At 62.3% G+C, this 26,128-nt stretch carries 20 protein-coding genes; 10 read left to right on the forward strand and 10 right to left on the reverse strand.

What is annotated here, in order from left to right; translation table 11 throughout:
* From ACE3OH_RS04350 to ACE3OH_RS04360, 3 genes are all read left to right on the forward strand, one after another.
* Positions 1-1,420, forward strand: a 1,420-nt coding sequence (locus ACE3OH_RS04350; RefSeq protein ID WP_374348938.1) for a DUF1800 family protein, incomplete at its 5' end; no start/stop codon positions are given.
* 1 nt (position 1,421) lies between these two features.
* Positions 1,422-2,768, forward strand: coding sequence for a DUF1501 domain-containing protein (locus ACE3OH_RS04355; protein ID WP_374348944.1), 1,347 nt, complete (start codon positions 1,422-1,424; stop codon positions 2,766-2,768).
* 18 nt (positions 2,769-2,786) lie between these two features.
* Positions 2,787-3,338 carry a cytochrome c gene (locus ACE3OH_RS04360; RefSeq protein WP_374348947.1) on the forward strand — a complete coding sequence of 184 codons (552 nt, stop codon included), beginning with the start codon at positions 2,787-2,789 and terminating at the stop codon, positions 3,336-3,338.
* A 45-nt stretch (positions 3,339-3,383) separates the two neighbouring features.
* Here ACE3OH_RS04360 and ACE3OH_RS04365 read toward each other — a convergent pair whose 3' ends face one another.
* Together ACE3OH_RS04365 and ACE3OH_RS04370 are read right to left on the reverse strand one after the other, a co-directional pair.
* Entirely contained in the window at positions 3,384-4,193 is an 810-nt protein-coding gene (locus tag ACE3OH_RS04365; RefSeq protein WP_374348949.1) for a substrate-binding periplasmic protein, read from the reverse strand.
* Positions 4,194-4,272: 79 nt separating this feature from the next.
* Positions 4,273-5,490: an aminotransferase class I/II-fold pyridoxal phosphate-dependent enzyme gene (locus ACE3OH_RS04370; RefSeq protein WP_374348951.1), complete on the reverse strand. Its 1,218-nt coding sequence runs from the start codon at positions 5,488-5,490 to the stop codon at positions 4,273-4,275.
* A gap of 127 nt (positions 5,491-5,617) precedes the next feature.
* On the opposite strand from ACE3OH_RS04370, the gene ACE3OH_RS04375 reads away from it, so the two are divergent.
* Positions 5,618-5,992 carry a DUF2237 family protein gene (locus ACE3OH_RS04375; protein ID WP_374348953.1) on the forward strand — a complete coding sequence of 125 codons (375 nt, stop codon included), beginning with the start codon at positions 5,618-5,620 and terminating at the stop codon, positions 5,990-5,992.
* Positions 5,993-6,040: 48 nt separating this feature from the next.
* Here ACE3OH_RS04375 and ACE3OH_RS04380 read toward each other — a convergent pair whose 3' ends face one another.
* The 4 genes from ACE3OH_RS04380 to ACE3OH_RS04395 are packed head-to-tail and all read right to left on the reverse strand — an operon-like array spanning position 6,041 to position 11,398.
* Positions 6,041-6,988, reverse strand: a complete 948-nt coding sequence (locus ACE3OH_RS04380) for a hypothetical protein (protein WP_374348955.1) — start codon at positions 6,986-6,988, stop codon at positions 6,041-6,043.
* Complete coding sequence (locus ACE3OH_RS04385) at positions 6,988-10,146, reverse strand: glycosyltransferase (RefSeq protein ID WP_374348958.1); 3,159 nt, start codon at positions 10,144-10,146, stop codon at positions 6,988-6,990. The genes ACE3OH_RS04380 and ACE3OH_RS04385 overlap by 1 nt, the downstream gene beginning before the upstream one ends.
* On the reverse strand, positions 10,143-10,763 hold the full coding sequence (locus tag ACE3OH_RS04390) for a GNAT family N-acetyltransferase (RefSeq protein WP_374348960.1): 621 nt from the start codon (positions 10,761-10,763) through the stop codon (positions 10,143-10,145). The genes ACE3OH_RS04385 and ACE3OH_RS04390 overlap by 4 nt, the downstream gene beginning before the upstream one ends.
* Positions 10,764-10,765: 2 nt before the next feature.
* Complete coding sequence (locus ACE3OH_RS04395; RefSeq protein ID WP_374348962.1) at positions 10,766-11,398, reverse strand: hypothetical protein; 633 nt, start codon at positions 11,396-11,398, stop codon at positions 10,766-10,768.
* Positions 11,399-11,555: 157 nt separating this feature from the next.
* Between ACE3OH_RS04395 and can the strand changes: the two genes are divergently transcribed.
* Both can and ACE3OH_RS04405 read left to right on the forward strand, forming a co-directional pair.
* Positions 11,556-12,206, forward strand: a complete 651-nt coding sequence (gene can / locus ACE3OH_RS04400) for a carbonate dehydratase (protein ID WP_374348965.1) — start codon at positions 11,556-11,558, stop codon at positions 12,204-12,206.
* Positions 12,207-12,314: 108 nt separating this feature from the next.
* Positions 12,315-13,589: an Hsp70 family protein gene (locus tag ACE3OH_RS04405; protein WP_374348968.1), complete on the forward strand. Its 1,275-nt coding sequence runs from the start codon at positions 12,315-12,317 to the stop codon at positions 13,587-13,589.
* A 241-nt stretch (positions 13,590-13,830) separates the two neighbouring features.
* On the opposite strand, the gene ACE3OH_RS04410 is transcribed toward ACE3OH_RS04405, so the two are convergent.
* Positions 13,831-15,819 (reverse strand): ferric reductase-like transmembrane domain-containing protein, encoded by a 1,989-nt coding sequence (locus tag ACE3OH_RS04410; RefSeq protein WP_374348970.1) that lies wholly within the window; start codon positions 15,817-15,819, stop codon positions 13,831-13,833.
* Positions 15,820-16,511: 692 nt separating this feature from the next.
* On the opposite strand from ACE3OH_RS04410, the gene ACE3OH_RS04415 reads away from it, so the two are divergent.
* Positions 16,512-18,263 carry an ABC-F family ATP-binding cassette domain-containing protein gene (locus ACE3OH_RS04415; RefSeq protein WP_374348973.1) on the forward strand — a complete coding sequence of 584 codons (1,752 nt, stop codon included), beginning with the start codon at positions 16,512-16,514 and terminating at the stop codon, positions 18,261-18,263.
* 72 nt (positions 18,264-18,335) lie between these two features.
* On the opposite strand, the gene ACE3OH_RS04420 is transcribed toward ACE3OH_RS04415, so the two are convergent.
* Complete coding sequence (locus tag ACE3OH_RS04420) at positions 18,336-19,694, reverse strand: sigma-54-dependent transcriptional regulator (RefSeq protein ID WP_374348975.1); 1,359 nt, start codon at positions 19,692-19,694, stop codon at positions 18,336-18,338.
* A gap of 79 nt (positions 19,695-19,773) precedes the next feature.
* Complete coding sequence (locus ACE3OH_RS04425) at positions 19,774-21,354, reverse strand: nitrogen regulation protein NR(II) (protein WP_374348976.1); 1,581 nt, start codon at positions 21,352-21,354, stop codon at positions 19,774-19,776.
* 57 nt (positions 21,355-21,411) lie between these two features.
* Between ACE3OH_RS04425 and yedA the strand changes: the two genes are divergently transcribed.
* Positions 21,412-22,287, forward strand: a complete 876-nt coding sequence (gene yedA, locus ACE3OH_RS04430; RefSeq protein ID WP_374348982.1) for a drug/metabolite exporter YedA — start codon at positions 21,412-21,414, stop codon at positions 22,285-22,287.
* Positions 22,288-22,294: 7 nt separating this feature from the next.
* On the opposite strand, the gene ACE3OH_RS04435 is transcribed toward yedA, so the two are convergent.
* The gene (locus ACE3OH_RS04435; RefSeq protein ID WP_374348984.1) at positions 22,295-23,056 is read right to left on the reverse strand and encodes a DUF1223 domain-containing protein; all 762 of its coding nucleotides are present in this window, start codon (positions 23,054-23,056) and stop codon (positions 22,295-22,297) included.
* A 246-nt stretch (positions 23,057-23,302) separates the two neighbouring features.
* On the opposite strand from ACE3OH_RS04435, the gene ACE3OH_RS04440 reads away from it, so the two are divergent.
* Positions 23,303-25,285 carry a phosphocholine-specific phospholipase C gene (locus tag ACE3OH_RS04440; RefSeq protein ID WP_374348987.1) on the forward strand — a complete coding sequence of 661 codons (1,983 nt, stop codon included), beginning with the start codon at positions 23,303-23,305 and terminating at the stop codon, positions 25,283-25,285.
* Positions 25,286-25,373: 88 nt separating this feature from the next.
* A partial coding sequence (locus ACE3OH_RS04445) for a pyridoxal-phosphate dependent enzyme (protein WP_374348989.1) occupies positions 25,374-26,128 on the forward strand: 755 nt, incomplete at its 3' end.

Raw genomic sequence — 26,128 nt, forward strand, 5'->3', positions numbered from 1 at the left:
TCAAGCGGCCACATGCACGAGTGAGGGCAATTCGGCCAGCCCTGCTTCCATCTGCGCCCGTGACAACTACTCGCTGTACCAAGTCCAGCGCCAGTTCCTGCAAAACGCCATTTCGGCTCCGGACCAGCTGCGCCAGCGCGTCGCGTTTGCCTTGTCGCAGATTCTGGTGATTTCGGGCCAGGTATTTGCCATCAGCAAGCCTTACGCCAATGTTCCTTACCAGAACATCCTGCTCGACAATGCCTTTGGCAACTATGAAACGATCCTGACCAGGATCACCCTGTCGCCAGCGATGGGGGATTACCTGGACATGGTCAACAACCCCAAGTCCACCAATGCCAATCAGCAGCCGAACGAGAACTATGCGCGCGAATTGATGCAGCTGTTCTCCATCGGCCTGTACAAGCTGAACCTCGATGGCAGCGTGCAGCTCGACGCCAGCGGCAACCCTCTGCCCAGTTATGACGAGAACGTCATCAAGGGATTTGCCCGGACCTTTACCGGCTGGACCTATGCGCCGGTGCCCGGCGCGGTGTCGAAGTCGTTCAATCCGAATTACTACGGCGCCGATATGATCGCGGTGGAAAGCTACCACGACACCGGCAGCAAGCAGTTGCTGGATGGCGCCACCTTGCCGGCAGGCCAGACCTCGGCACAGGACCTCAGCGCTGCCATCCACAATGTATTCATGCACCCGAATGTCGGCCCGTTTATCGGCAAGCAACTGATCCAGCATCTGGTGACCAGCAATCCGAGCCCGGCCTACATCAGCCGCGTAGCCGCCACCTTCAACAATAATGGCAGCGGCGTACGCGGTGATATGGGTGCCGTAGTGCGCGCCATCTTGCTTGACCCGGAAGCACGCGGCGGCATGCATGCCGAGGGCAGTTACGGGCATTTGCGTGAGCCGGCCCTGTTCATGGCCCATTTCTATCGCTCGCTCGGTGGCATCAGCGATGGGGTATGGCTGAAGGACCGCAGTAATGAAATGGGGCAAAACCTGTTTTACCCCGATACGGTATTCAATTACTACCCGGCCGATTACAGCCTCTCGAGCGGCCAGGCGGCACCGGAATTCGGCATACAGAACACGGCAACCGCCTTGGCTCGCGCCAATTTCGTATATAGCGCAGCCTTGAGTACGCCCAGCGGCAATATCGTCTATGCCGCCCAGCCGAATACCACGGTAAGCGGTGCCACCGGCACCTATCTCGATCTCACCCCCTATATCGCACTGGCGAGTAACCCGGGCGCCCTGGTCGATCGGCTCAATATGTTGCTGATGCACGGCACCATGCCGCCTGATACGCGCAGCCAGCTGATCTTAGCGGTAAGCAATGTATCGACTGACCCCAAGGTGCGGGCGCAGACCGCAATCTATCTCGTGGCCAATACGCCGCAATTCATGGTGGAGCGTTGAAATGACCTTCTCACGTCGCGATTTCCTCAAGGCGGCCACCCTGTCTGCCGCCGCCGCCCCCTGGGGCTGGATGCAGGCCCTGGCAACCACGCCAGCCACTGACGACTACAAGGCACTCGTCTGCATTTTCCTGTATGGCGGCAATGACGGTAACAATATGCTGGTGCCAAGCGATAGCGGGTATACCGCCTATGCTGCGGCTCGCGGCACCCTGGCGCTGCCGTCGACCGGCCTTGCTGCATTGGGCAGCGCAGCCAGCCAGGGAGGCAAATCATTCGCCCTGCATCCGGCACTGGCGCCGATCGCGCCGCTCTATCAGCAAGGCAAGCTGGCGACCCTGGCCAATGTCGGTACCCTGGTTTTTCCGATGACGGCAGCACAATACCGCGCCCGGTCCAAGCAGACGCCTTACAGCCTGTTTTCCCACTCCGATCAACAGCATCAGTGGCAGAGCGCCGAGTCGGTGTCGCAGACCGTCACCGGCTGGGGCGGACGGATTGCCGATGCGGTGCTGTCAAGCAATGGCGCAGCTACAGTGCCGGCACTGATGTCGATTGCCGGTTCCAGCCTGTTCAACAATGGAAAACAGACTGCGCCACTGGTGGTACCCAGCAGTGGCTCCTTCGGCCTGCGTGACAATGGCAGCAGCACAGCCGCGCAAACGCGCAACGCCACGCTGGCAAAGATCCTCGGAATCGATACCGGCAACCCGCTGGTTGGCGCCTCGGGAAATCTGCTGTCACAGGCCATTGCCAACGCGGCGCTGATCAACCCCATCATCCAGGGCAGCAGCGCCACCGTCAGTGCGGCATTCAGCGGCGTCAGCGGCAGCCTTGCCACCCAGCTGGCCATCGTGGCCAAGCTGATCGAGCAGCGCGCTGCCACCGGCCTCAAGCGCCAGGTGTTCTATGTATCACTGGGCGGTTTTGATACCCACAGCAATCAGCTCAATGTGCAGCAAACCTTGCTGGGCCAGCTCGGCAACGCCATGTCGGCCTTCTACAACGCAACGGTCGCACTGGGCCTCGCCGACAAGGTCACCACCTTTACCGTCTCTGACTTCGCCCGCACCTTGAAACCCAACTCCACCGGTACCGATCATGCCTGGGGCAATCACCAGCTGATCATGGGCGGGGCGGTCAAGGGTGGCGATGTGTATGGCAGTTTCCCGACCCTGCAACTGAACGGGCCGGATGATGCCGATGGCGGCGGTCGCTGGGTGCCGACGACCTCGGTCGACCAATATGCCGCCACCCTGGCCAGCTGGCTGGGGGTCAGCGCTGGCGATCTGCAAACGGTGCTGCCGAATCTGTCGCGCTTTGCCAGCAGCAACCTCGGCTTTGTCTAAAGCAGGCGGGGAATATCGATGATCAGGCCGGCATTTTCACCGTATCGCCTTGGCCGCAGTGTGCTGGCGGCCAGCACACTGCTGTGTGCGGCAGCCGGCCTGAGCATCGATGCGGGCCAAGCGTTGTACACCAGCAATTGCCTGGGTTGTCATGGTCGGCCACCGAACGCGATGAAGATCGACCTGCTCGGTGCAGCTGATAATCCTGGTCTGATCCGCCAACAAATCAGCAGCAATCCGTCGATGAAATTCCTGGTACTTGGCGATGCCGACCTAGCCAATATCGCCACCTATATCGCCAACCCGGTAACCGATGACGCCAGCTGCATCATGGGCTGGGGCGAGGTCAACTATCCCGCCCTGCTCAGCCCGCGCGCCCTGACGAATCAGGATGGCGGTTATGCCTATCGCTACTACCCGCCGGCCAATGTCTATCTGGGCGTGAACCTTGCCCAGAATACCAGCACCCGCCATCTGTATTTTCTTGATGCCGCCCATGGCAGCAGTCTGCTCGATCTGGGCAGCATCTCGCCCTATCTCGATGCGGCCTTGAAAGCGGCTTGCCCGTAATACGGTGCGCAAGGCGAGCCAGCACCGCCCGGAGCAAAAAAACAGCTAATGCGCCGGCGCATCCCGTGCGGCACGCCACACCAGATCCCTTGCCACCGCGTCGCCGAGCCAGCGCGCCAGAAGTTGCTGCACCGTACCATCGGCGCGCATTGCTTCGGCCACGGCAACCAGATGTTGCGCATCCCGCTCATCGACCAGGGCACTGGTGATCACCATGCCGGCAATCCCACGCGGCGCCTCGCTGAGTGGCACGATCAACAGGCGCTGCTGCAATTGCGCCTGCTCGATATTGCGCTGGTACATCAGCGAAAAACCGAAAGTCGCGCCGATCCGCCCCGCGGCCAGCTTGCGATACAGCACTTCAACGGTGGGCGAGGTGTCGATGCGATCGGGGGGAATCTGCTCGAACAATCGGTTGCCCCAATCGCCATAGGTCAGCCCGGCCACCTTGCCGAAAATCACCCGGCCATCGCTGCGCACCGTGGTCAGCGACTTGAGATCAAAGTCGCGCAGTACCAGTAGATCAGTACTCATCGAAACCAGCGGCACAAACTGCCGATCGGGCAGATGACGGTCACCGGCGATCGCCAGCAGCGCCACCCGGCCATTATTGCTCAGCGCTTCCAGCCGGGCCGGCGGCACATCCTCAACGCTGATCGCACAGGCGGAGCGACGCGCCAGCTCGCGGTAAAAATCGATACTGAAACCCGCCAATTGTCCCTGGGCATCACGAAACGTGTCGTAGCCCAGCCCTGCCGAGGTGTAAGCGATATAGGCGCGGCTGCAACTGGCCGGATTGGCTGCGAGCGACACGGCCCACAGCAGGCAGGCGATGCGTAAGACTAGCGTCAACATCCGATGAGTATAGGCAAGCGAAATGCCGGCCTCACATCGAAAATGCACCAGGCGCGCAATGCGCGCCTGGTCAGCCTGCTTATTCGCCGATGGCTACCAGCAAGGCCAGTGCAATGCCGCGTGCCGCCGCCGTGATATCGCCAAGGGAAGGGAAGCTTGGCGCAATGCGGATATGCCGGTCAGCCGGGTCCTTGCCATAGGGGAAAGCGGCTCCGGCCGGGGTCAGCGTGATGCCGGCCTCGCGCGCCAGCTCCACCGTGCGACGCGCCTTACCGGGTGGCGTAAGCAGGTCGATGAAATAGCCACCCTTGGGGTGAGTCCAGCTCACCTCGGCCACCCCGCCCAGCAGGGCATCGAACTGGGCCAGTACTGCATCGAATTTGGGCTTGAGAATCTGCCGGTGTTGCTCCATCAACGCTTCCAGCGTGGCCCGGTCTTTCAGGAAGCGCACATGGCGCAGCTGGTTGATCTTGTCCGAGCCGATGGTACGTACCGATACATGCTTGCTCCACCAGGCGATATTGGCAGGCGAGGAGGCCAGGGCCGCGAGGCCAGCACCGGCCAGGGTGACCTTGCTGGTCGAGGCAAACACGATGGCGCGATCAGGATTGCCCGCCTTGGCGCATTCGTCGATCACGCTGGCAATGGCGATGTTTTCGTCAGACAGATGGTGGAAACGGTAAGCATCGTCCCAGATCAGGCGGAAGTCGCCGGCCGCCGTCTTCATGCCGGCCAAACGGCGCACCACCTCGTCGGAATACACCACGCCACCCGGATTGCTGTACTTGGGCACGCACCACATGCCCTTGATGCTGGCATCCTCGCTGACCAGCTTCTCGACCAGCGCCATATCGGGGCCGCCATCGAGCATGGGCACATTGATCATCTTGATGCCGAGCGCTTCGCAGATGGCGAAGTGGCGATCGTAACCCGGCACCGGGCACAGGAAGCTGATCTCGCCTTGCTTGCTCCACGGCGTACCGCCAGTGGCGCCGTACAGCAGATGGAATACCACCGTGTCATGCATCAGGGCCAGGCTGGAATTGCCATCGACCACCACCTGGGCGGCCGGCACATCCAGCAAGCTGGCGAACAGGGCTCGCGCTTCTGGCAGGCCTACTGCGCCACCGTAATTACGGGTATCGGTAGCATCGGCTGCCTTGAAGTCGGGCATGGCGGCCAGCAAATGATTGGACAGATCAAGCTGCTCGGGCGCCGGCTTGCCGCGAGACATATCGAGCTTGAGGCCCTGCTGCTTGAACGATTGGTAGTGAGCGAGTGCTTCGGCGTGATTCATGGCATGAAGTCCTACGGTAGAAAGTGCGTCATGTTGGCATGCCTTGGCCGAATCTGCACCGGGGGAATCGATTGACCCGCCGCTTCAACCGGGTGATATTCGCCGGATTTCCTGCGGAGCCAAGCATATGCACCAGCAAGCGCTGAATGTACTGGGCCAGCCTTTGCAAAGCTGCAGCCTGCAACCCTTGACCGGCTTTTACCGCGACGGCTGCTGCAATACCGGGCCGGATGATCGCGGCCGGCATATCGTCTGCATCGAAGCCACCGCCGGCTTTCTCGAATTTTCGCGCCAGCGCGGCAATGATTTGTCCACGCCCCGGCCGGAATACAGCTTTCCTGGCGTGAAACCAGGCGAGCGCTGGTGCCTGTGCGCCGAGCGCTTTGTCGAAGCACTGCTGGCCGGCCATGCGCCGCAGGTGGTGCTGACCAGCACCCATGAGGATGTGCTGGACCGGCTGTCGCTGGAAACCCTGGTGGCTTACGCGCTGGATCGCCCCTAGGCGCTGTTGATATTTTGTCGGCGGATCGCGACAAAACATCAACAGAGCCTAGTACAGATCGGTATCGGCCAGACTGTAGTAAAACGCGCTCTGCAAGGCAGTAGTATCGAGCTGCGCATCAAACACGCGAAAGCAGGGGATCAGCGGCAGTACCGGCGCGATCCCGGCAAAGCCCAGATCCGCCAGCCGGGCAAGTTCGGGATGCTGCTGCGCCAGCATCAGCTGGATACGCGCCACGCCACGATTGGCAAGCTGGCGAGTCACCCGCAGCCAGAAGCCGCCGCTCAGTGCCTGATCGGGCAATTGCCAACGCAGCAGATAGGCGGTGTCGCCCTTCAGGCGAAACACCAGCTCCCCCAGGCGCCGCGCCTCGCCAATGCCGTGCAGGCCATAACCCAGGTAGCGCGAATCGCTCAAGGGATAGCGCCATTGCCGGTAGGCACTGCTATCGGCAAAGCACAGCGCCTTGTGCTGCGGCAGTGCTGTCAGCTGCAAATCGACCAGCTTCACGACCTGCCCTGCCATCGATAAACCCTGGCTGCCGAGCCGCCCATCCGACAGGCATTGCAGCCAGAGCGGCGCCTGCAGGCGCTGATACTGCAATGCCCGCTCGCCCTGGCGCCATGGCCCTTTCGAGGGGTAGCCATACAGCATCTGGATGGCACCAGCCCCGCAAAACTGCGCGTAAAACGCCTGGGCATTGTGGACAAACACGGCGGGGTAGGCTTCGCGTGCCTTGGGATGGCTGAATACATCGACAATCTGGCCGACCTTGATTGACTGGCCGCACCAGCTGGCCTCACGCACAGTCGCACCATAAAACGCCAGCGGTGTCGGGTCGTCTGCGGCAAACGCCAGCATGCCGCAGGCCTCGGTATCGAGCATGCAGTGGCGCCACTGCTCCAGACTGCGCGGCACATGAAAGGCGGCCGCGAAGGCATGGGCCAGAGCCGGCAGATCACTGGCAACAAAGGGACGAAAGCGCAGTTCCGGCATCAGTCAGCTCCGCCTACATGCAGGATGCGCGTGGTGGAAAACTCCACCGTGTAACGTGAATCCAGCTTTTCCAGCAAGGCATCGCGCGGCCACTTACCGCGCATGGCCGCACCATCGGCCAACAGCACCGGGTCGTCCGTGGCGGTGATGCGGGTGCTCGATTCGGCATGCAGCAGCGCCACATCCATGGCCATCACGACGCCCCAGCCCAGCGCACGGGCGTGGATGCAGAAATCGACATCGTTGTAGTTCACCGCAAAATGCGGATCGAATCCGCCCACCGCATCGAATACCGGTCGCGCCACCAGCATGGCCGCCCCGGTCACCGCACTGACCTCGCGGGTCAGTACCCGCTCGTGGCGTCGGCCGACATCCTGCAGATTGTGGGCCACCTGATCCGGGTCGAGCACGATGCCGATATGCTGCAGCCCGCCATCGGGATAATGCAGGCGTGCGCCCACCACGCCGACGCCGGGCAGAGCCAGATAGCGCAGCATGCGCGCCAACCAGTCGGCCTGTTGCGGCAACACGTCGTCATTCAGGAACAGCAGTGCCTCTTCGTTCGAGGTAACAGCAGCCCGGTTATTCAGTGCCGACCAGTTGAACGGCCGCTCATCCACCAGCCATTCGATGCGCCGCTCGTCTGCCAGCCGTGCCCGCAGGGCTTGCGCATAGCCGTCGCGACAACGATTGAGCACCACGGTTGCCCGCCACTGGGTGCCCTCCGTACCCAGCAGCGCATCAAGCAAGGCGGTCAGCCCGCTGGCATTGGCATGGGTCGGAATCACGATATGTACCGCCATGGCGGGCGCCGCCCAGCCGGCAACCACGCCGGGATAATCGTTACGCCAGTCGGCAGTCGCCCCGGCCAGCCCCAGCTCGCGCAGATGGTCGGCCACCGCCAGCGCGGCGGCCGGCTTGCATTCAGGCTTTTGCGCCGGGTTATACGAGACCGATGTCTCGGTAGTGCGCCAGTCATACAGCGGCTTGTTGATATGGACCACCTCGTGCGCGCCCAGCCGCCGGGCACAGGCCAATACCATGGCGTAGTCCTGCGAGCCCTGGTAGCGCGGCTGCAAGCCACCGATCTCCTCGAACAAGGAGCGATCAATCGCCGTCAGATGATTGAGGTAATTGATCGACAGCAACAGAGCCGGCGACCAATCCGGCTTGTGGAAGGTATTGAGCAGGGCGCCGGCCCGATCGATCATGCGGCTATCGGTATAGGCCAGGCGCGCGGCGGGCTGCTCCATCAGTGCCAGTGCCAGCTCGAACAGTGCCGCCGGGTGCAGGCGGTCGTCATGATCGACAAAGCTGATCCACGGCGCATCATCCAGCGCCACCGCCGCATTGCTGGCAGCGACAATGCCGCAATTGCCGTCCAGATGCCTGATGCGCAGGCGCTGTTCACCCTGCGCCAAGCTGGCGAGGCGATCCAGGCAGGCCAGGGTGGCAGGTGTGGTCGAGCCATCATTGACCAGGCACAGCACCCAATTCGGATAGGCTTGGTCCAGCACCGACTGCACCGCTTCTTCCAGCAAAGCGGCATCGGTATTGAACACCGGCATGACAATGGTGAAGCGCGGTCCGCTGCGCGCCAGCGCCAAGGCGGCACAGGCGCTGCCGGCATCGAGGGTGCTCTGTGGTGCGCCGGACTGCACCAGCGCACGTGCGCTGTAATCGGCCAGCGCCGCGGCCAGCGCCGCGGCCTGCGCGCCGGCCTGTTGCAGCAAGGCAACTTGCTCCTGCAAGCCGTGCCGCGCCAGCAACTCGCGGTCCCGCTCGGCCTGCAGCGCCAGCAAATTGCTTAACAACTCATCAAGGTGGTGCGACTGCAGTCGCGCGATCAGTTTATGGCGGACTGCCTGTCGCCATGACTCATAGCCGCGCGCCTGATGCACCTCGCTCAGCGAGGCTCCCTGATCGAACAAACGATACTCGGCGCTTACCGCATCGATCTGGGCAAACCGCCGCCCATCCAGCGCCATGCTGGCGATGACGTCCCAATCTTCATAAGCGTGCAGGGCCGCATCAAACGGGTAGCCGCGCAACAAGCTGGTACGGCAGACAAAGGCGTGAATCGGGATCACGTTGCCCAGCAGCAGCCGCGCCGCACTGGCCGGCTCACCCAGCACATCGAGCACCGCACCGGGCAGCACCCCGCCCTCTACCAGCTCGCATTGACGCAGACGGGTGCGGCTATAGGCCAGGTCGATCCGCGCATCGGCGCGCAGCTCGGTGATCAGATTGGCATAGTGCTCCGGATCGAGCACATCGTCCTCATCCAGGATGGCGATGTATTCGCCATCCGCTGCGGCAATGCCGCGATTGAGATTGTCGCTGCGATTGTGCACCCCTTGAACGATACGAATATGCAAGCCGGGGAAAGCGGTCAAATCGGGCGCCTCTTCGCCAAACCACACCAGCACCACTTCCAGCATGTCGTATTCCTGCGCAGCAAGGCTGGCCAGCGCATGGTGCAGCATGGGCATGCGCGAGGCGCGCACCACCACCGACAGCAAGGGTGTGGTCTCGAAGAAGTTTTGCGGGCTGCCATCCCAATCGAATACCAGAAACGCCTCGGCCCGCTCGCAGCCCTGGCTGACCCCGCGCATGATTGCCAGGCTGTCGCACAAACGGGCGTAGTCATATTGCGCAAGCTGGCTGCCATGGCAGGCGAGTGCCGCTTGCTTGTGCTCCCAGAATCGACCGCACGGTTCCAGCCAGTTGATCACCGGCATGGGCGATACGGTTTCGTAAAACCACAGCTCGCCCTGCCAATGGCCAGTCAGGGCCAGCAGACAGGCGCGGGTGGTACGACGATGGTCGGCATGTTGCTCGCTTGGCGAAGGCAGCAGGATGCGGTCGGGCCGTAGCAGCTTGACCTGGCTTCGCAAGCGGACAAGAAACGCCTGGTCCAGCGGGATGGCGCCATCGGGATAATCCCAGAACATGGCGCAGCCCTGATCCAGCCCAAGCTCGGCCAACCCTGCCAGACACTCGCTGCGCCGCAACTCGGGCGTGGCCTTGCCTTGCGCACCATCGCTGATCACCACGATGCTGATGGTCTCACCACGGGCAGCGGCAGCCGCCAGACTGGCGCCGCAGGCAATCACTTCATCATCGGGATGCGGTGCTATCAGCAAGGTACGCTTCATCGTGTCCTTTCCATCAATGCAGGCAACAGACGCTGATGCACTTCGCCAGCAAACCAGGCATCGCCAAACAGGCCATAGCGCAGCAAATCGATACGCCCGCCATCAAGCCGTATCTCGCCGCGCAGGCACCCTTCCAGCATAAAGCCGAAATGCCCGGCCAAACTTTGCGCAGCGCGATTGTCGGCGCGAATGCAACAGCTGATCTTTGCCAGACCCAGTCGCACAAAGCCCATCTCCAGCACCGCAGCTATCGCCAGCAAGGCCAGCCGACTACCGCGGCCGTGATGCACATACACCGAGAACTCCGCCTTGGCGTGGTGGTAATCGATGGCGGTGAGTCGTAACCAGGCGAAAGGCTGCCGGTCGCGATAGGCCAATACATCGATTTCCAGAGGCAGATCGCCGCCCTGCACCAATTGGTAGCGTCCGGAAAATTCGGCAAACGAGGCAGGAAGCGGAGGTGGCCAGAACAGGCCGAAGTCGGGGGTTTGCGTAACCGCCCACAGTAGCGGAAGGTCGGTCTCATCCACCCGCATCAGACCAAGGCGGCCGCTGCGCAATAGCAGTCGACCGCCCTCGGTATGCTCGCTCGTTTCAGGCTGGATCGAGTCAGCCAAAATCAATATGCGCTGCAGCCATAACCACCATAGGACGATGAGCCGCCCGACGCAGAAATGGTAATCTCGTCAAGCTCGGAATAGCGCAACGCCTTCCAGTAGGCTGCGCCCGAGCCACCGCTCTGGCCTTGTGGCTCGATGACTGCCTGCATATAGAACTTGCTGCCAGCCTTGAGCGAAATACCGCGCGCCGCCAGATCGTTGAGCTTGATGCTTACGGTCACCGCACTGACCTGCTCACCAGGGACCGAAGCCTGCGCCAATGCCGTCGCCTGCTGATGGCTGAACACACTGGCCATGGTTACGCCATTCAAACCGATATGCAGATCTTGCGACAAGCCTTGCAGATTGACGTCGTCCTTGTCTTGCGAGGCCAGCACCCACACCGTATCGCCGGGGCGCACGCCGGTCACCACGACCGACATTTTCTCGGGAATCCCGCCGCCCACGCACACCGTGGCCCCCCCACCCGCGCCATAAGGGCCGCCTTGCGAGAGCGCCACACTGCCGCTGGGGATTTCCAGCAAGGTGAGCTTGGTAGTCGTGAAATCATTGTAATCGGGCGGGATAGCAGCCAGGGCCGGCAGGGAGGCGGCCTTGCCCAACAGCAGATAACTGGCGAAACGTTTTTTCATGGTCGCAGCTCCAGAGGCACGGAGTTAGAAGTTAGGTAAAGCCCCTGCCGAATTCAAGCATGGCCAGCCAAGTCGGAACGACAACCGACAGACGGGTAGACCGCCAGTGTCGGCCGGTATCGGTACAATGCCGCACTTTCCCGATGCAGACTTTCCGATGACTGACGAACTGGACCAGCTGTTTGCCAATAACCGCCGCTGGGCGGATGACATCAAGGCGGCACAGCCCGATTTTTTCGAGCAACTGGCGCGGCAACAGACGCCCGAATATATGTGGATAGGCTGCGCCGACAGCCGGGTACCCGCCAATGAGCTGATCGGCCTGCTGCCGGGCGAAGTGTTCGTGCACCGCAATGTTGCCAACCTGATCGTCCACTCCGACCTCAACTGCTTGTCCACCATCCAGTTTGCTGTGGACGTGCTCAAGGTCAAACACATCATCGTTTGCGGTCACTATGGTTGCGGCGGCGTACGTGCGGCACTGGAACAGCGGCGCGTCGGGCTGGCAGACAACTGGCTGCGCCATATCAATGACCTAAAGCGCGTACACAGCCGCTGGCTGGATAAATTCCCGGTTGAAATGCACGAAGACAAGCTGTGCGAACTCAATGTGGTCGAGCAGGTAGTCAATGCCACCCAGACCACGGTGCTGCAAGATGCCTGGGCGCGCGGACAGCAAGTGACCGTGCATGGCTGGTCCTACCGCCTGTCTGACGGCCTGCTGCAAGACCTGAAGATGTCCATCGATGCCCCCGACGCACTGGCCGATCATTACCGCGATTTCTTCAAGCGCGATCTGCCCAACTGACCCGCTACGCGCCCTGCATGCACTAAGCCCCTGATCCGGCTCAAAAAACTGGACAATCTGGCGGCTTGTGCGTAGCATCCGCGCCCCTTTTGCATTTCGAGGTTCGCCATGTCGTCACTCTCCGCCCGCGCCTGTGGCATCGACTTCGGCACATCCAACTCCACCGCCGGCTGGCTACGCCCTGACGCTAACACCTTGCTGACACTGGAAGACGGCAAGGTCACCCTGCCCTCGGTGGTGTTCTTCAATGTGGAGGAAGACGCCACCTGCTTTGGCCGGCAGGCGCTGGCGGAATACCTCGATGGCTATGAAGGCCGGCTGATGCGCTCCTTGAAGAGCCTGCTCGGCTCCAGCCTGATCGACGGCCAGACCGAGGTGGCGGGGCGCGCCCTGCCGTTTCGCGAGCTGTTGCAACACTTTATCGGTGAGATCAAGCGCCGCGCCGAGCTCAGTGCCGGCCGCAGCTTTGATACCGCCGTTTTCGGCCGTCCGGTGCATTTCGTCGATGACAATCCGGCCGCCGATGCACGCGCCGAAGCGACGCTGGCTGAAACCGCCCATGCTGTCGGTTTCCGCGAAGTCAGCTTCCAGTTCGAACCGATTGCCGCCGCCTTTCATTACGAGCAAAGCATCACCCGCGAAGAGCTGGTGCTGATTGCCGATATCGGCGGCGGTACATCGGACTTTTCGCTGGTGCGCCTCTCCCCCGAGCGGGCCAAGCTCAATGACCGGCGCGACGATTTGCTATCGAACGCCGGTGTGCATATCGGCGGTACCGACTTCGACAAATACCTGAGTCTGGCCGGCATCATGCCGTTGCTCGGCTACAAAAGCCGACTGAAGAACAATGCCGAAGTGCCATCGAGCTACTTTTTCAACCTGGCGACCTGGCACACCATCAATTTCAACTACAACCGCAAGATCTGGAGCGAGTTGCAAGAGGTATATCGCGACGCGCTGGACAAAGATCGGCTCGACTGCCTGCTGCGGGTGATCGAGCGGCGCGAAGGCCACTGGCTGGCACTGCGGGTGGAAGAAGCAAAGATCGCCCTGTCCGATGCCGCCTCGGCCACCTTGCAGCTGGACCGGATCAAGGAAGGTCTCACCCACGTGATCGACCGCGACACCTTCGAGTCAGCCACTGCCCAGCTGGTCGATGATGTCGAATTCACCGTGGCCGAACTTTTGCGCGACGCCAATCTGGCCCGCCAGGATATCGATACGGTGTTCTTTACCGGCGGCTCCAGCGGCATTCCGATGCTGCGCCAGCGTATTGCCGCACAGTTGCCGCAGGCGCGGCCGGTAGAGGGAGATCTGTTCGGCAGCATCGGCGCCGGTCTCGCGGTGGAAGCGATGCGCCGCTACGGTCCGATGGCTGGCTGATCGGCAAGACGATTTTGTCTCTTGGGCAGCAATTTTCCTGGTAGATCGGGATTTATCCCGATGCAATCGCAAAAAAATGCGCTGTCGGAATCAATTCCGACCTACACCCACAGCTCGGCGCTTGGCTGAGCAAGGGACACAATCAGGAAATAGTTTGTCGACCGATAGGGGCTGCTTCGATTGCGCAAAAGCGACGGCCGCTGCCGTCTCCATTCTTGGCCCACATACCGCGCATCAGCCCTCAGAAAATTTCCTGCGCAAAGCCGATACCCAGCTTCTGGCAATGCCCCTTGATTTCCGCCGCAAATGGCGTCGGGCCGCAAAAGAATAGCTGGGGTGATTCCCCGGCGTGGCGCTGGCAGATATCAGCCAGCTCCTGCCGCCACTGCGGACGACCCCAGCGCAGCCGGTAGGGGCTGCCGGTGGCGGCATCGCGGCCATGGCGCAAGTGGTAGCGCTCGCTGGCAATCTGCAGTGCCAGATCGCCCAGATTACGCTGCACCATGCTGCAGTAGATGCGCACATCCACCTGCGCGCCCGCCGGGCCACAGGCCAGCTGGTTCAGAATCGGCCGGATCCAGCTCACCGCCTCGGGTGTGCGGCATACCCAGAACACATAGATTTTCTCCTTGACCCGCATCTGCCCTTGCTGAGCCTGCAAGGCGACATGCTGCAGCAATGAGGCATAAGGCGTGATGCCGATGCCGCCGGCTACCAGGATGGTGACCTTGCTGCGCAGCGCCACCACACTGGGCGCCGAATAGGGCCCGTCTATCTGCACCGGCAGGGGCAGCAGGCCTTCGGGTTTGTCGCGCGCCAGCTGGTGCAACTGGCCAGTCCAGTAACCGGCATTGCGGATATGCAGGGTAAGGCGGTCCGCCTCCGGCGCCGACGACAGGGTGAACGGGTGCCATTGCTGGCGGTCGATTTCCGGAATACGCAGGTAGAGATAGTCGCCGGCCTGAAAACGGAACCCGGGCGGCCGCTTCAATTCAACCCGCAGCACCTGATCAGCCAGCGGCTCCAGCGCAAACAGGCAGGAAAGCTGTGCCTGGCGTTGCATCTGCCACAAGCGGTTCAGGGCATACAGGGCACCGGGCACGATAGCCCAGGCCCAGAACATCGGGCTATGCCACAGCATCAGCGCGAACCAGACTAGGTACAAGCGATGGCTTTGCCGGAACCAATGGTAGCGGCGTGGTTTGCGATAAAAGCGGGCACGGGCGAAATACACCATCAGGCCGATCACCAGCAGCAGCACCAGACCGGTGATGCCCAGCATGGTCTGCAGCAGGAACTGGCTCAGGTCGTTGTGCAGCAGCGCCTGATGGGTGATCTGCCCGCCCATATGGACCAGACTGAACAAGATCAGCGAGTAGCCGATCAGCTTGTGCAAGGTACGCAGGGACTGAAACGGCAGCACGCCCGAAGGCAGGCGGCGGTGCAGTGGCGTCAGCAAGCCTTTTAGCATGGGCAGCACCACCAAAGCCGTGCCGAGATTGACGCAGGCGGCGGCACCACGGGCGATCTGGATGGCCAGGTCGGCGCCGCGCGCGCGGTAGCTGAAAAACTTCCAGGCGAATACCGCCACACACAAGGCGACAAAACCGGCAATCCACGCCAGCAACAGGCGCTGGTGCGGCGCCTGCAGCCAGTCCAGCAGTGAATCGACTTCACGCGAGCGGCGCAGTTTGCCCAGCCAGTTGATCTCATCGCTGGCCAGCAGCTTCGGTGCATCTTCCAGCTGATCGAAAGCCTGGCCAAAGCTGGCGCAATCGAGCTGACTACGCTGGCCCTGCCCATCCGGATCGGCGAACATCGATTGGGTCAGGCGTCGGCACAGGGCCAGCTTGCGCTGCCGGTCCGGCATATCCAGCGCACTGTACAAGAGCTTGCCGAAGTGCCGCTCCTGCAACTGCGGCTCGCCATTGGCCAATGCCATAAAAGCGGCGCGGCGCCGATCAACGGCGAGCCCGCTATTGGCCAGGGTCAGGAATCGCGCCATCGCATCGCGCTGCAACACGGTCTGGCCCGCTCCGGCCAGGCCATTGAACACGCTGCGGCGGATGTAGGCAGACCGGATGCCGCTTACCCGGCCGAACTGCCGCGCATCGATCGCTGGCTTGCCACGCAGCGCCGCCTGCGCCAGGCGATAGGCGCGCGCATCGTAGCGACTGGTATCGTCATCAACGATGTGTTCGAGCGTGGGCAGGGCAGACAGTGTGGACACGACAGACTACGGACTGGTAAAAACGGCGGCATTTTTACCATTCAATATCCAATTGACATATCCGTTTGTCATGAAAATTTGCTTTAAGCCGCTTTCACCAAACCGAAGGGGCGGGAAATCGGCTTGCTGATGCGGTTTAGCCAGCATGCCGGCCACAATCCGCCATACGGCATGTGCAAAGCTATCGTGGTGAGCTGTTGCAATTCAGCCAATGCAGCAGGCAGATCCGAGCTCCGGCGCGTTTGCCCGGCGCGATATGTGAATTCCAAGGCCGTGCAGCCACTGGCAAACCTGCACACCTCCCAAAGGCACGGGACATCGGCGAGCAAGCAAGCAGCCGCGAAGCAGGGAGCGCCTTGCTTGCCTTACCGTGCCGCGTTGGCTTACGCCCTGCCGGGCTTGCCACACCTTATCGACTGCCGCTAGATTAAGCGCCCCACCCTGAGCACTTGAACACAGAAAGGAGGTTAAAAATATGGTTCTGTCGTCGTGCACCGTCTGGTTTGCACGCCTTTATGGCATGTACGCCCGCTCCTGCCCCGTATCCAGCGCGCTGCGATAAGGGGTCGGAGCAAGACCGACTCATCGGCTGGCACATTCGCTTTGCCACCCAATACCGGGTTCTTCCCGACTCCCATCGTCAGCGCCTTTGTTGATGAGGATGCTTGCATCCCGAACGAATGGCATGAGCGATGACTACACTGATTTCCGCACTTTCCCTGCAACTGGAAACCGCCGACGGCGTGTTGTTCCAGGATCTCTCCTTCACCCTCAAACTGGGCGATCGCATTGGCCTGATCGGCCACAACGGCTGTGGCAAATCCACCCTGCTCGCCTTGCTGAGCGGACAAGGCGAGGCCGATAGCGGCACGCTGCAGCGCGCACGCAGCCTGCGTCTGCAATATGTCGAGCAACATCTGCCTGCCGAGCTGGCCACGCTGAGCCTGTTCGACGCGTTGAGCGAGGCCATCGGCTATGCGCCGGATGCACGATGGCGTGTCGAAGCCTTGTTGCAGGAGCTGGGCTTTTCGCCAGCACAAGCCGACATCCCGGTGGCAGGTCTCAGTGGCGGCCAGCATAGCCGCCTGCTGCTCGGACGCGCCCTGTTGCACGAGCCCAACCTGCTCTTGCTCGACGAACCGAGCAATCACCTCGACTTGCCTGCCCTGCTGTGGCTGGAGCAATTCCTGCTGAACTGGCGCGGCGGTTTCGTGCTGGTGTCACACGATGCGCGGCTGCTCGACCGTGTCTGTCGGCAGAGCTGGATCCTGCGTGACAAGCGCTTGCACTACTTTGATCGGCCCTGCAGCGCCGCCCGCGCCGAATTGGCCACCATGGACCAGGCCGCCGGTCAGCGCCATGCGGCCGAGCAAAAGGAGATCGATCGCATCGACAGCAGCAGCCAGCGGCGGGCGATCTGGGGTCGCACCTACGACAACGAAAAGCTGGCGCGCAAGGCCAAGACCATGCAGCAGATGGCCGAGCGGCTGCGCAGCGAGCAAACCGTGCTCAGCGAGGGCAGCCCGTGGCGCTTGCAGCTGCACGGGCAAGCCCATCCGGCGGATCGACTGTTGGCACTGGAGCAACTGAGCGTGCGCGCCAACGCAGGATTGCCGCCCCTGTTCCAGGTCACAGCCGCCAGTCTCAAGGCGGGTGATCGGGTAGCCCTGCTCGGCGCCAACGGCATGGGCAAGTCCTCACTGTTGCGGCAGTGCTGGCAGGCGGTACAGGCGAGCGGAACCGCGCCCGGCATCACCGTGCACGCCCATGCCGCCATCGGCTACTACGACCAGAGCCAGCAACAGCTGGCCGATGGCGCCGATCTGGTCGAGGCACTGGAGCCCTATGCCCGGCTGGGCGGCAAAGTCAGCGAGGCAGACAGGCGCCACGCCCTGATCTCGGCCGGCTTCGCCTACCCGCGTCACCGCCAGAAGGTGGCCAGCCTGAGTGGCGGCGAGCGAGCCCGCCTGCTGTTCCTCGGTTTATCGCTGGCCAGCTACCATCTTTTGCTGCTGGATGAGCCGAGCAACCACCTGGACCTGGAGGGCAAGGATGAACTGGGCGATGCGCTTGCCGGTTTCCCCGGCGGGGTATTGCTGGTATCGCATGACCGGGACTTGATCGAGCGCAGCTGCAATCGCTTCTGGTTGATCAGGCAGGGCCAGCTGGAAATCTGGCAGGATGCGCCGTCTGCCTATGCCCGCCTGCAGGATGGCCAGCCCCAAGGCGCAGCTGGCGAAAGCACGGTAGGGCACAGCCCGGTCGCATCGACGGCAGCCGCAGATGATAGCGATGCCCTGCTAGCCCGCCTGTGCGAGCTGGAAGCGCGGCTGGCTGAGGATTTGGCACGCAAGCCGCGTCAACAACGGCCGCTGGTGCAGCAGCAATGGCGTGATGAAATCGCCGCCTTGTCGGCACAACTAGGCTTGACGACAGCTGCGTAACGCTCGCGACCATAGGGAATGAGGCGTGACGGGGACGAACGATTCGGCTTCGCCACGCCACATCCGATCGGTCTATTGGATACCCAGCCGCTCCATCCGGTAGCGCAGTGAGCGAAATGTCACGCCCAGTATCTTGGCCGCCTGGGTGCGGTTGAAGCGGGTTTTATCCAAGGCCTCGATGATCGCCTCGCGCTCCACGCGGTCGAGGTAATCCTGCAAGGGCGCCTTGTCGCCTATCGCTGCGCCCGGCAGGGCTTCGTCGCCAGCCGCCCGCTTCAGCTGCAGGTCTTCCGGCGTGATGCTCTGCCCATCGCACAGGGCCAGTGCACGTTCGAGGATATTTTCCAGCTCGCGCACATTGCCGGGGAAGTCGTAGGCCACCAGCGCAGCGCGCGCTTCGGCGGTCAGGGCTGGCTCGACCATGCCGTTATGGCTGCATAGCCTGGCCAGCAGACCAAGGGCAATGGCCGGGATATCGTCGCGCATCTCGCGCAGCGCCGGCATATGCAATTCGATTACATTGAGCCGGTAATACAGATCCTGACGGAAGCGCCCTTCCTCCACGCAGCGGCCCAGATCCTGGTGGGTGGCGCAGATGATGCGCACATCGACCGGGGTCTCGCGGGTGTCGCCAAGCTTGCGCACCTGTTTTTCCTGGATGACGCGCAGCAGCTTGACCTGCATGGCCAGCGGCAGATCGGCCACTTCATCGAGGAACAGCGTACCGCCCTCAGCCGCCTGGAAAAAACCATCGCGCTCGGCATCGGCGCCGGTAAACGCGCCCTTCTTGGTACCGAAGAACTCGCTTTCCATCAGGTTTTCCGGAATGGCGCCACAGTTGACCGGCACAAACGGTGCTGCCGCACGGCTGGACTGATTGTGAATCAATCTTGCCGCCCGTTCCTTGCCGCTGCCCGACTCGCCGGTGACATACACCGGCGCCTGGCTACGCGCCAGCTTTTCGATCAGGGTCAGTGCTTCACGCAGCGCCGCTGAATCGCCGATAAACGGGCCACTTGATCGCGCCTGGGCTCCCTTGATCGGCGGCTTCTCTACCTCCAGAGCAGCGCGCACCAAGGTACGCAGCTGCTCCAGCGATACCGGCTTGGCCAGGTAGTCGAACGCGCCGGCTTTCAGGGCTTCTACCGCATTATCCAGACTGCCATAGGCGGTAATCACCGCAACCGGCACATCGGCACCGCTGGACTGGATATGGCGCACGATATCGAGCCCGTTGCCATCGCCCATGCGCATATCGGTCAGGCACAGATCAATACCGCCGGCATCGAGCCGTGCCTTGGCAGCCGCCACACCATCGGCGGTTTCCACGTCCAGCCCCATGCGCAGCAAGGTCAGCTCCACCAGTTCGCGCAGATCCGGCTCGTCGTCAACCACCAATACACGAGGAGATTTATTGCTGCGTTTACTCATATTGTTTGACCTTGGAGAGTGAACAATCCGCCTTGGCGAGACCTATCAAGCCGCAGACCGGGATTGAACTGTGGACAATTCATGTGGGCTTTGCCGGAAAAACGATGCGAAAACACGCGCCAGCAGGGGAAAGCGGCCCTGCCGGGGGCACATATTCCAGCACGCTGTCATTTCCTGCGCAAATTTCGCGCGCAATATACAGGCCCAGACCGGTTCCTTTGGCATCGGTAGTAAAAAACGGCTCGAATAATTTGCCAATGTCATCCGCCGCCACACCGGCGCCATCATCTTGTACTTCCAGCACCCAGGAATCGTCGAGGCGGGCTACCCGCAATCGCAACGAATCATGCTGCTTCTTGCCATAGCGCCAGCCATTGCGACACAGATTCCACAGCACCTGATGCAGCTGCCCTTCGTCAAAACGCGCCACCGCGCCTTGCGGACAATCCAGCAGCAAGGCCGCGGGCAAGTGCTCAACCTCGGCAAACTCACTGGCAAAACGGCTGAGCCAGTCATACAGCCGGATATCCACCGGCTCGGCGCGATCGCGACGGTTCAGGTCCAGCACCTCGCGCACCATGCGCTCCAGCCGGTGAGTATTGTCAGTGATGATGCGGGTCAGGCGGGCAGTAGCCGGATCAGACTTGTCTTCGGCCAATAATTGCGCTGCATGGCTGATGGCCGACAAGGGATTGCGGATTTCATGGGCGATATTGGCGGTGAGCCGCCCCAGTGCCGCCAGCTTCACCTGCTGCGCCTCGCGCCGCAAACGCGCGGTGTCTTCGAGAAAGATCACCGTACCGCTGGACGACACCCCCACCTTGACCGGCATAAAGCGCGGTCGCACCCGCAGACGCAGTGCGTCGAATTCGGTCATGGTGGGCGTACCGCCTTCACGCCAGTGCGCCAGCGCATGGGCCAGCGGCGGGCTGTAGTCGGCCAGACGGGTCTTGCCAGCGATCAGGCCACTGCCCAGTGTCTGCTCAACCCGATGGTTGAACTGGCGCACCACATCGAATTCATCGAGCACCATCACGCCATCGGATACATCCTGCATCACCAGCCGGTTGATCTGCGCCATATTGGCCAGATCGGCGCCGCGCCGCGCCGCCAGCTGCTCCGACTCCGAGGCGTAACCTGCCAGCCGGTAGGCTAGCCAAGCCGAGGTAAAACAGGCAATCGACAGCATGGCCGCCTGGAAAAAATCGGCGCCACCGCCGCCCATAGCCTGCACCAGCTGCTGCAGCAGCACCGCGATACTGGCCAGGGCCGCATGGAACAAGGTGGTGCGGCCGCGGCTGATCAAGCCGGCTGCAGCCAGATTGGGCAGCAAGAGCAGGCCCACCCCGGTTTTCAGGCCACCTGCAAGATGCATGATGCCGACAATGAACAGGATGTCGCCAGCCACCTGGGCGGTCAGCAGCAAGCGAAAGCGCGGCCAGCGCAGCCGCAGGCAGATGCCATTGGCGGCGACCAGCAAGAGGTAGCCGATAAACAGCACATCGAGCGCCGTGCGGTTTTCCAGCTCGCCAAACATCTGCCGGTGCAACAGCAGATTGGCCGAGGCAAGGCCCAGAGCCAGCACGGCGCGGAACAGATTGAATACCTTGGCCGAGCGCCAGTAGGCGTCGGATACCAGATGTTTGGGGTCGCTGCTCATCGAGATGTAAACCAGTTGGCTGCCAAGTAACGAGGCGGACGATGGTAAGCTTGGTCGATGCCGACACGCCATGCCAAATTCATTATTCCGCTTTGCCTTACCGCCACCTGGCTGATCTGGGGCTCTACTTACCTCGCCATCAAGTTCGCCTTGCTCAGCTTTCCGCCCTATGTACTGTCGGGCACCCGCTATCTGATCGCCGGCGTGCTGCTGTTCGGCGCCCTGCTGGTGCGCGGCACCGCCCTGCCCACCTTCAAGCAGACCGCCAATGCCGGCCTGATCGGTTTATTGATGCTGACTATCGGCAATGCCCTGACCTGCGTGGCCGAAAAAACCCTGCCGTCAGGCCCGACTGCACTGATCGTGGCCGCCACGCCCTTGCTCACCGTCATCATCAACCAGCTGCTGGGCAGCCGCGCCCGTCCGCTGGAATGGGCCGGCATCGGCCTCGGGCTGGCCGGCATCGTGCTGATGCATCTGGATAGCAGCCTCGCTGGCGATCCACGCGGCGTGGCGCTGGTGGTGGCCGCCTGCATCGCCTGGGCAATCGCCTCGGCGCTGATGCCGAGGCTGGACCTGCCAGCTGGTGCCATGTCCACCGCCATCCAGATGCTGGTCGGCGGCATGGTATCGATACCCATCGCCCTGCTGCTGGGCGAACGCTTTCCCGGCGCACCCACTTGGCCTGCGGTAGCGGCGCTCGCCTATCTGGTGGTGTTTGGCTCGCTGATCGCCTACTCGGCCTTTGTCTGGCTGCTACGCAACGTACGCCCGGCGCTGGCCACCAGTTCCAGCTACGTCAACCCGGTAGTAGCCCTGTTTCTCGGCTGGCTGATCGCCGACGAAGCGGTCAGCTGGCCCTTGCTGGCGGGCATCGGCGTGATCCTGGCCGGGGTGGCCCTGATCGGCTGGTCCAGCCGCCATCGTGGTTAATGGTGCGTCAAACACCGCAGGGCAGCGCCACGGTCTGCAGGACAACGCCTTCATCGTTTTCCACCCAGGCCACCGCGCCGGCTTGTTCGATGCGCAGCACATCACCGGTCGGCAGCTTGTCACGCCGCGACAAGCGCCCTTGCTGATCGAGCAGCCATGGTCCAAGCAAAGCCCGGACTACCGCATCATGGCGCAGCAAAACGCCTTGATTCTCGCCCGCCTGAACCTGTGAACCGAGGCCGTTCTCATACAGAGCGAGGTAGACCTTGCCCGATTGCGGCGTGCCGACCGCTTGCACCTGCAGCGCCACGTCAAGATCTGAACCCAGCGCTCGAAGCTGCAGCGCAATACTGACTGGCGCCACCTCGGTCCGAGCCAGGGCGCGACGCAAACCGAGATCCGGATTGGCCGACACATCGCGGCCGTTGAGCACCACTTGCGGGGTGAATGCACTACGCAAGCCGCTTTGTCTGACCCGTTCATATTGTCGTTGCGTCCAGCGCGGACTGGCAAAGCGATCACGCCAGCCAATGTAGTCCCAGTAATCGACATGGAATGCAAGCGGTACAAGCCGTTGCGTCGCCAAACCACGCCCAGGCAAAGCTGACAGCCAGCGATCCAGCGGCGGGCAGCTGCTACAGCCTTCCGATGTATACAGCTCAAGCAGCGAAACGCGCTGACTGCCGCTCTGCGCCTGACCTGATTGGCAAACGGTTGCGTGGCTGGCAAGGGCAGCAGCGAGGACTGACAGCAAGAAAAGTGGGCGCATGGTGAGCGTCTCGATGAAGAGCGGACTACTTGGTCGCACATGCCCATCAATGCTGTCGATACAGGCACCGGCCGCATGCTGCTTGCCGCCATACAAGGCCCTCAGCGTAGGTGGCTGCACGGGCAGCAATGTCGGAGCAGGCCACTGTCACCCAAGCTTCACCCACCTGTCACCCCGCCGTGACATCCCCGACATTTACCGGTGCTCCAATCACCTCCCATTCCCCACAAGAATGGAGGCACCACCATGTCGAGCAAGCTGTCACGCCGCAGTTTCCTGGCCGCAACGGCCGCCACCGCGGCGCATGCCGCCGTGCCGGATGGCCTGCGCGCCGCCATGAGCATTGCACCAGCCGGCAATTCGCTGGCAGCGGTCAAGCATGTGGTGATCTTCATGCAGGAGAATCGCTCTTTCGATCACTACTTTGGCAGCCTCAAGGGAGTGCGCGGCTTCAATGACCGCACGGCGCTGCAGCTGCGCAATGGCAATAGCGTGTTCATGCAACCCAAGGTCGGCGGCAGCCAGCTGCCGTTTCATCTGGATACCGGCAGCAGCAAGGCGCAGTGCATGAGCGGCCTGGACCACAGCTGGAGCGGCGGCCATAGCGCCAGCAACGGCGGCAAGTACGACAACTGGATTGCCGCCAAGGGTGCGATGACCATGGGCTATTTCCAGCGCGCCGATATCCCGTTTCATTACGCGCTGGCCGATGCCTTTACCATCTGCGACCACTATTTCTGCTCGGTAAACGGCCCGACCGACCCCAATCGCCTGCATCTGTGGAGCGGCATGATGTCGAGCGGCAAGAACGGCAGCACGCCGATTACCGACAACAGCACGCCCGGCTTTGCCTGGACCACCTACCCCGAGCGACTGCAGGCTGCTGGCGTGAGCTGGAAGGTGTACCAGAAAGCCAGCGACAACTACGACGACAACGCGCTGGCCTGGTTCAATGTGTACCGCAAGGCCAAGCCGGGCAATCCGCTGTACGACCGTGGCATGGCATCCGTGCCTACCGTCAGCGGCGATACGGTGCGCGATATTGCCGAGGCGATCCGCCGCGATGTGCTGGGCGGCAGCCTGCCGCAGGTGAGCTGGGTGGTGGCGCCGGAGTCGGCCTCCGAGCATCCGAGCTGGTCGCCAGCGGCTGGCGCCGACATGATCAACCAGGTGTTGCAGGCCCTGACTGCCGACCCGGCAGTGTGGGCATCGACCGTGCTGCTGCTCGATTACGACGAGAACGACGGCTTTTTCGACCATGTACCGCCACCGCTGCCACCGGGCGGCACGGCTGACGAATTCATCAATGGCCAGCCCATCGGCCTCGGTGCCCGGGTGCCGATGACGGTGGTGTCGCCGTGGAGCCGTGGTGGCTATGTCTGCTCGCAGGTGTTCGACCACACCTCGGTGATCCGCTTTCTCGAAACCTGGACCGGGGTGCAGGAGCCGAATATCTCGGCCTGGCGGCGCAAGGTGTGTGGCGACCTCACCTCGGCATTCAACTTCAGCCAGCTCAGCGTGGCCGTACCCGCCATGCCCGACACCGCCGCGCTGTGGCTGAAGGCGCAAAGCCAGTGCAGCACCCTGCCCGCCCCCAAGGCACCGAGCCAGCAAAGCCAGCCGGTACAGGAAGCGGGCAGCAAGCCGGCACGCGCCCTGCCCTACCAGCCCAATGTCAATGCGCGCTGCGATCTGGCCGGCGGCAAGATCTGGCTGGATATGAGCAATGCCGGCAGCGCCGCCGTGCATATGCCGATCTACGCCAACAATTTCCGCAGCGATGGCCCGTGGCAGTACACGGTGGATGCCGGTGGCAGCCAAAGCGACTACTGGAGCGCGCAGCGTATTTCTGCCGGCAAATATGATCTGAGTGCCTATGGGCCGAACGGCTTTCTGCGCCGCTTTGCCGGCAATATCAATGGGGTCGGCGGCCAGATCGAAGTGCTGGCCAGCTACAACTTCGACACGCCAGGCCGGGCGCAGCTGATCCTGACCATGCGCAACAGCAGCAGTGCCGCCGTCACTTTCACCGTCACCTCGAAAGGCTATCGCAGCGATGGCCCGTGGACCTACACCGTGCCGGCCGGCGGCAGCAGTAGCGACTACTGGAATGTGGAGCTGTATACCAACTGCTGGTACGACTTCGTGGTAACGGCCAGCGCCGACAGCAGTTTTGTGCGCCGCTTCGCCGGCCATGTGGAAACCGGCAAGGAAAGCATCAGCGGCTGAGCCAACGAGGATTGACGTGCGCGGCATCTCGCCGCGCCGCGCCAATCCTGCTAGCGTGCAAGGCCCTTTTGCACGCCTTGCCCCGTTTATGAGCACGCCTGACTACCTCGAACGCATCCTCACCGCCCGCGTCTACGATGTGGCAATCGAAACCGGCCTGGACCCTTTGCCCAATCTGTCCGAGCGCATCGGGAACCGTGTTTTGCTCAAGCGCGAGGATATGCAGCCGGTATTCACCTACAAGCTGCGCGGTGCCTACAACAAGCTGTCAAGACTGGCCCCCGAAGTACGGGCCAAAGGGGTGATCGCCGCATCGGCCGGTAACCATGCGCAAGGGCTGGCGATGGCGGCGCAAAAGCTGGCTTGCCCTGCCACCATCGTGATGCCGGCCACCACGCCCAGCATCAAGATCAATGGCGTGAAGCGCTTTGGCGCCAAGGTGGTGCTGCATGGTGACTCGTTCAGCGATGCCTACGCCCATGCCATGCAGTTGCTGGCTGAAACCGGCGCCACCTACGCGGCACCGTTCGACGACCCCGATGTGATTGCCGGCCAGGGCACGGTGGGCATGGAGATCCTGCGCCAGCACCCGGACCCGATCCGCGCCATCTTTGTCCCGGTCGGTGGCGGCGGCCTGGCGGCCGGGCTGGGCTATTACGTCAAGCGCCTGCGACCGGATATCAAGGTGATCGGGGTGGAGCCGGTGGATAGCGATGCCATGCGCCGCTCGATTGCGGCAGGCGAGCGGGTGATGCTCGATCATGTCGGCCTGTTCGCCGATGGCGTGGCGGTGAAACAGGTCGGCGAAGAAACCTTCCGCCTGTGCCGCGAAGTGCTCGATGA

The organism is Chitinimonas sp. (assembly GCF_041904975.1).
Classification (GTDB): Bacteria; Pseudomonadota; Gammaproteobacteria; order Burkholderiales; family Chitinimonadaceae; genus Chitinimonas.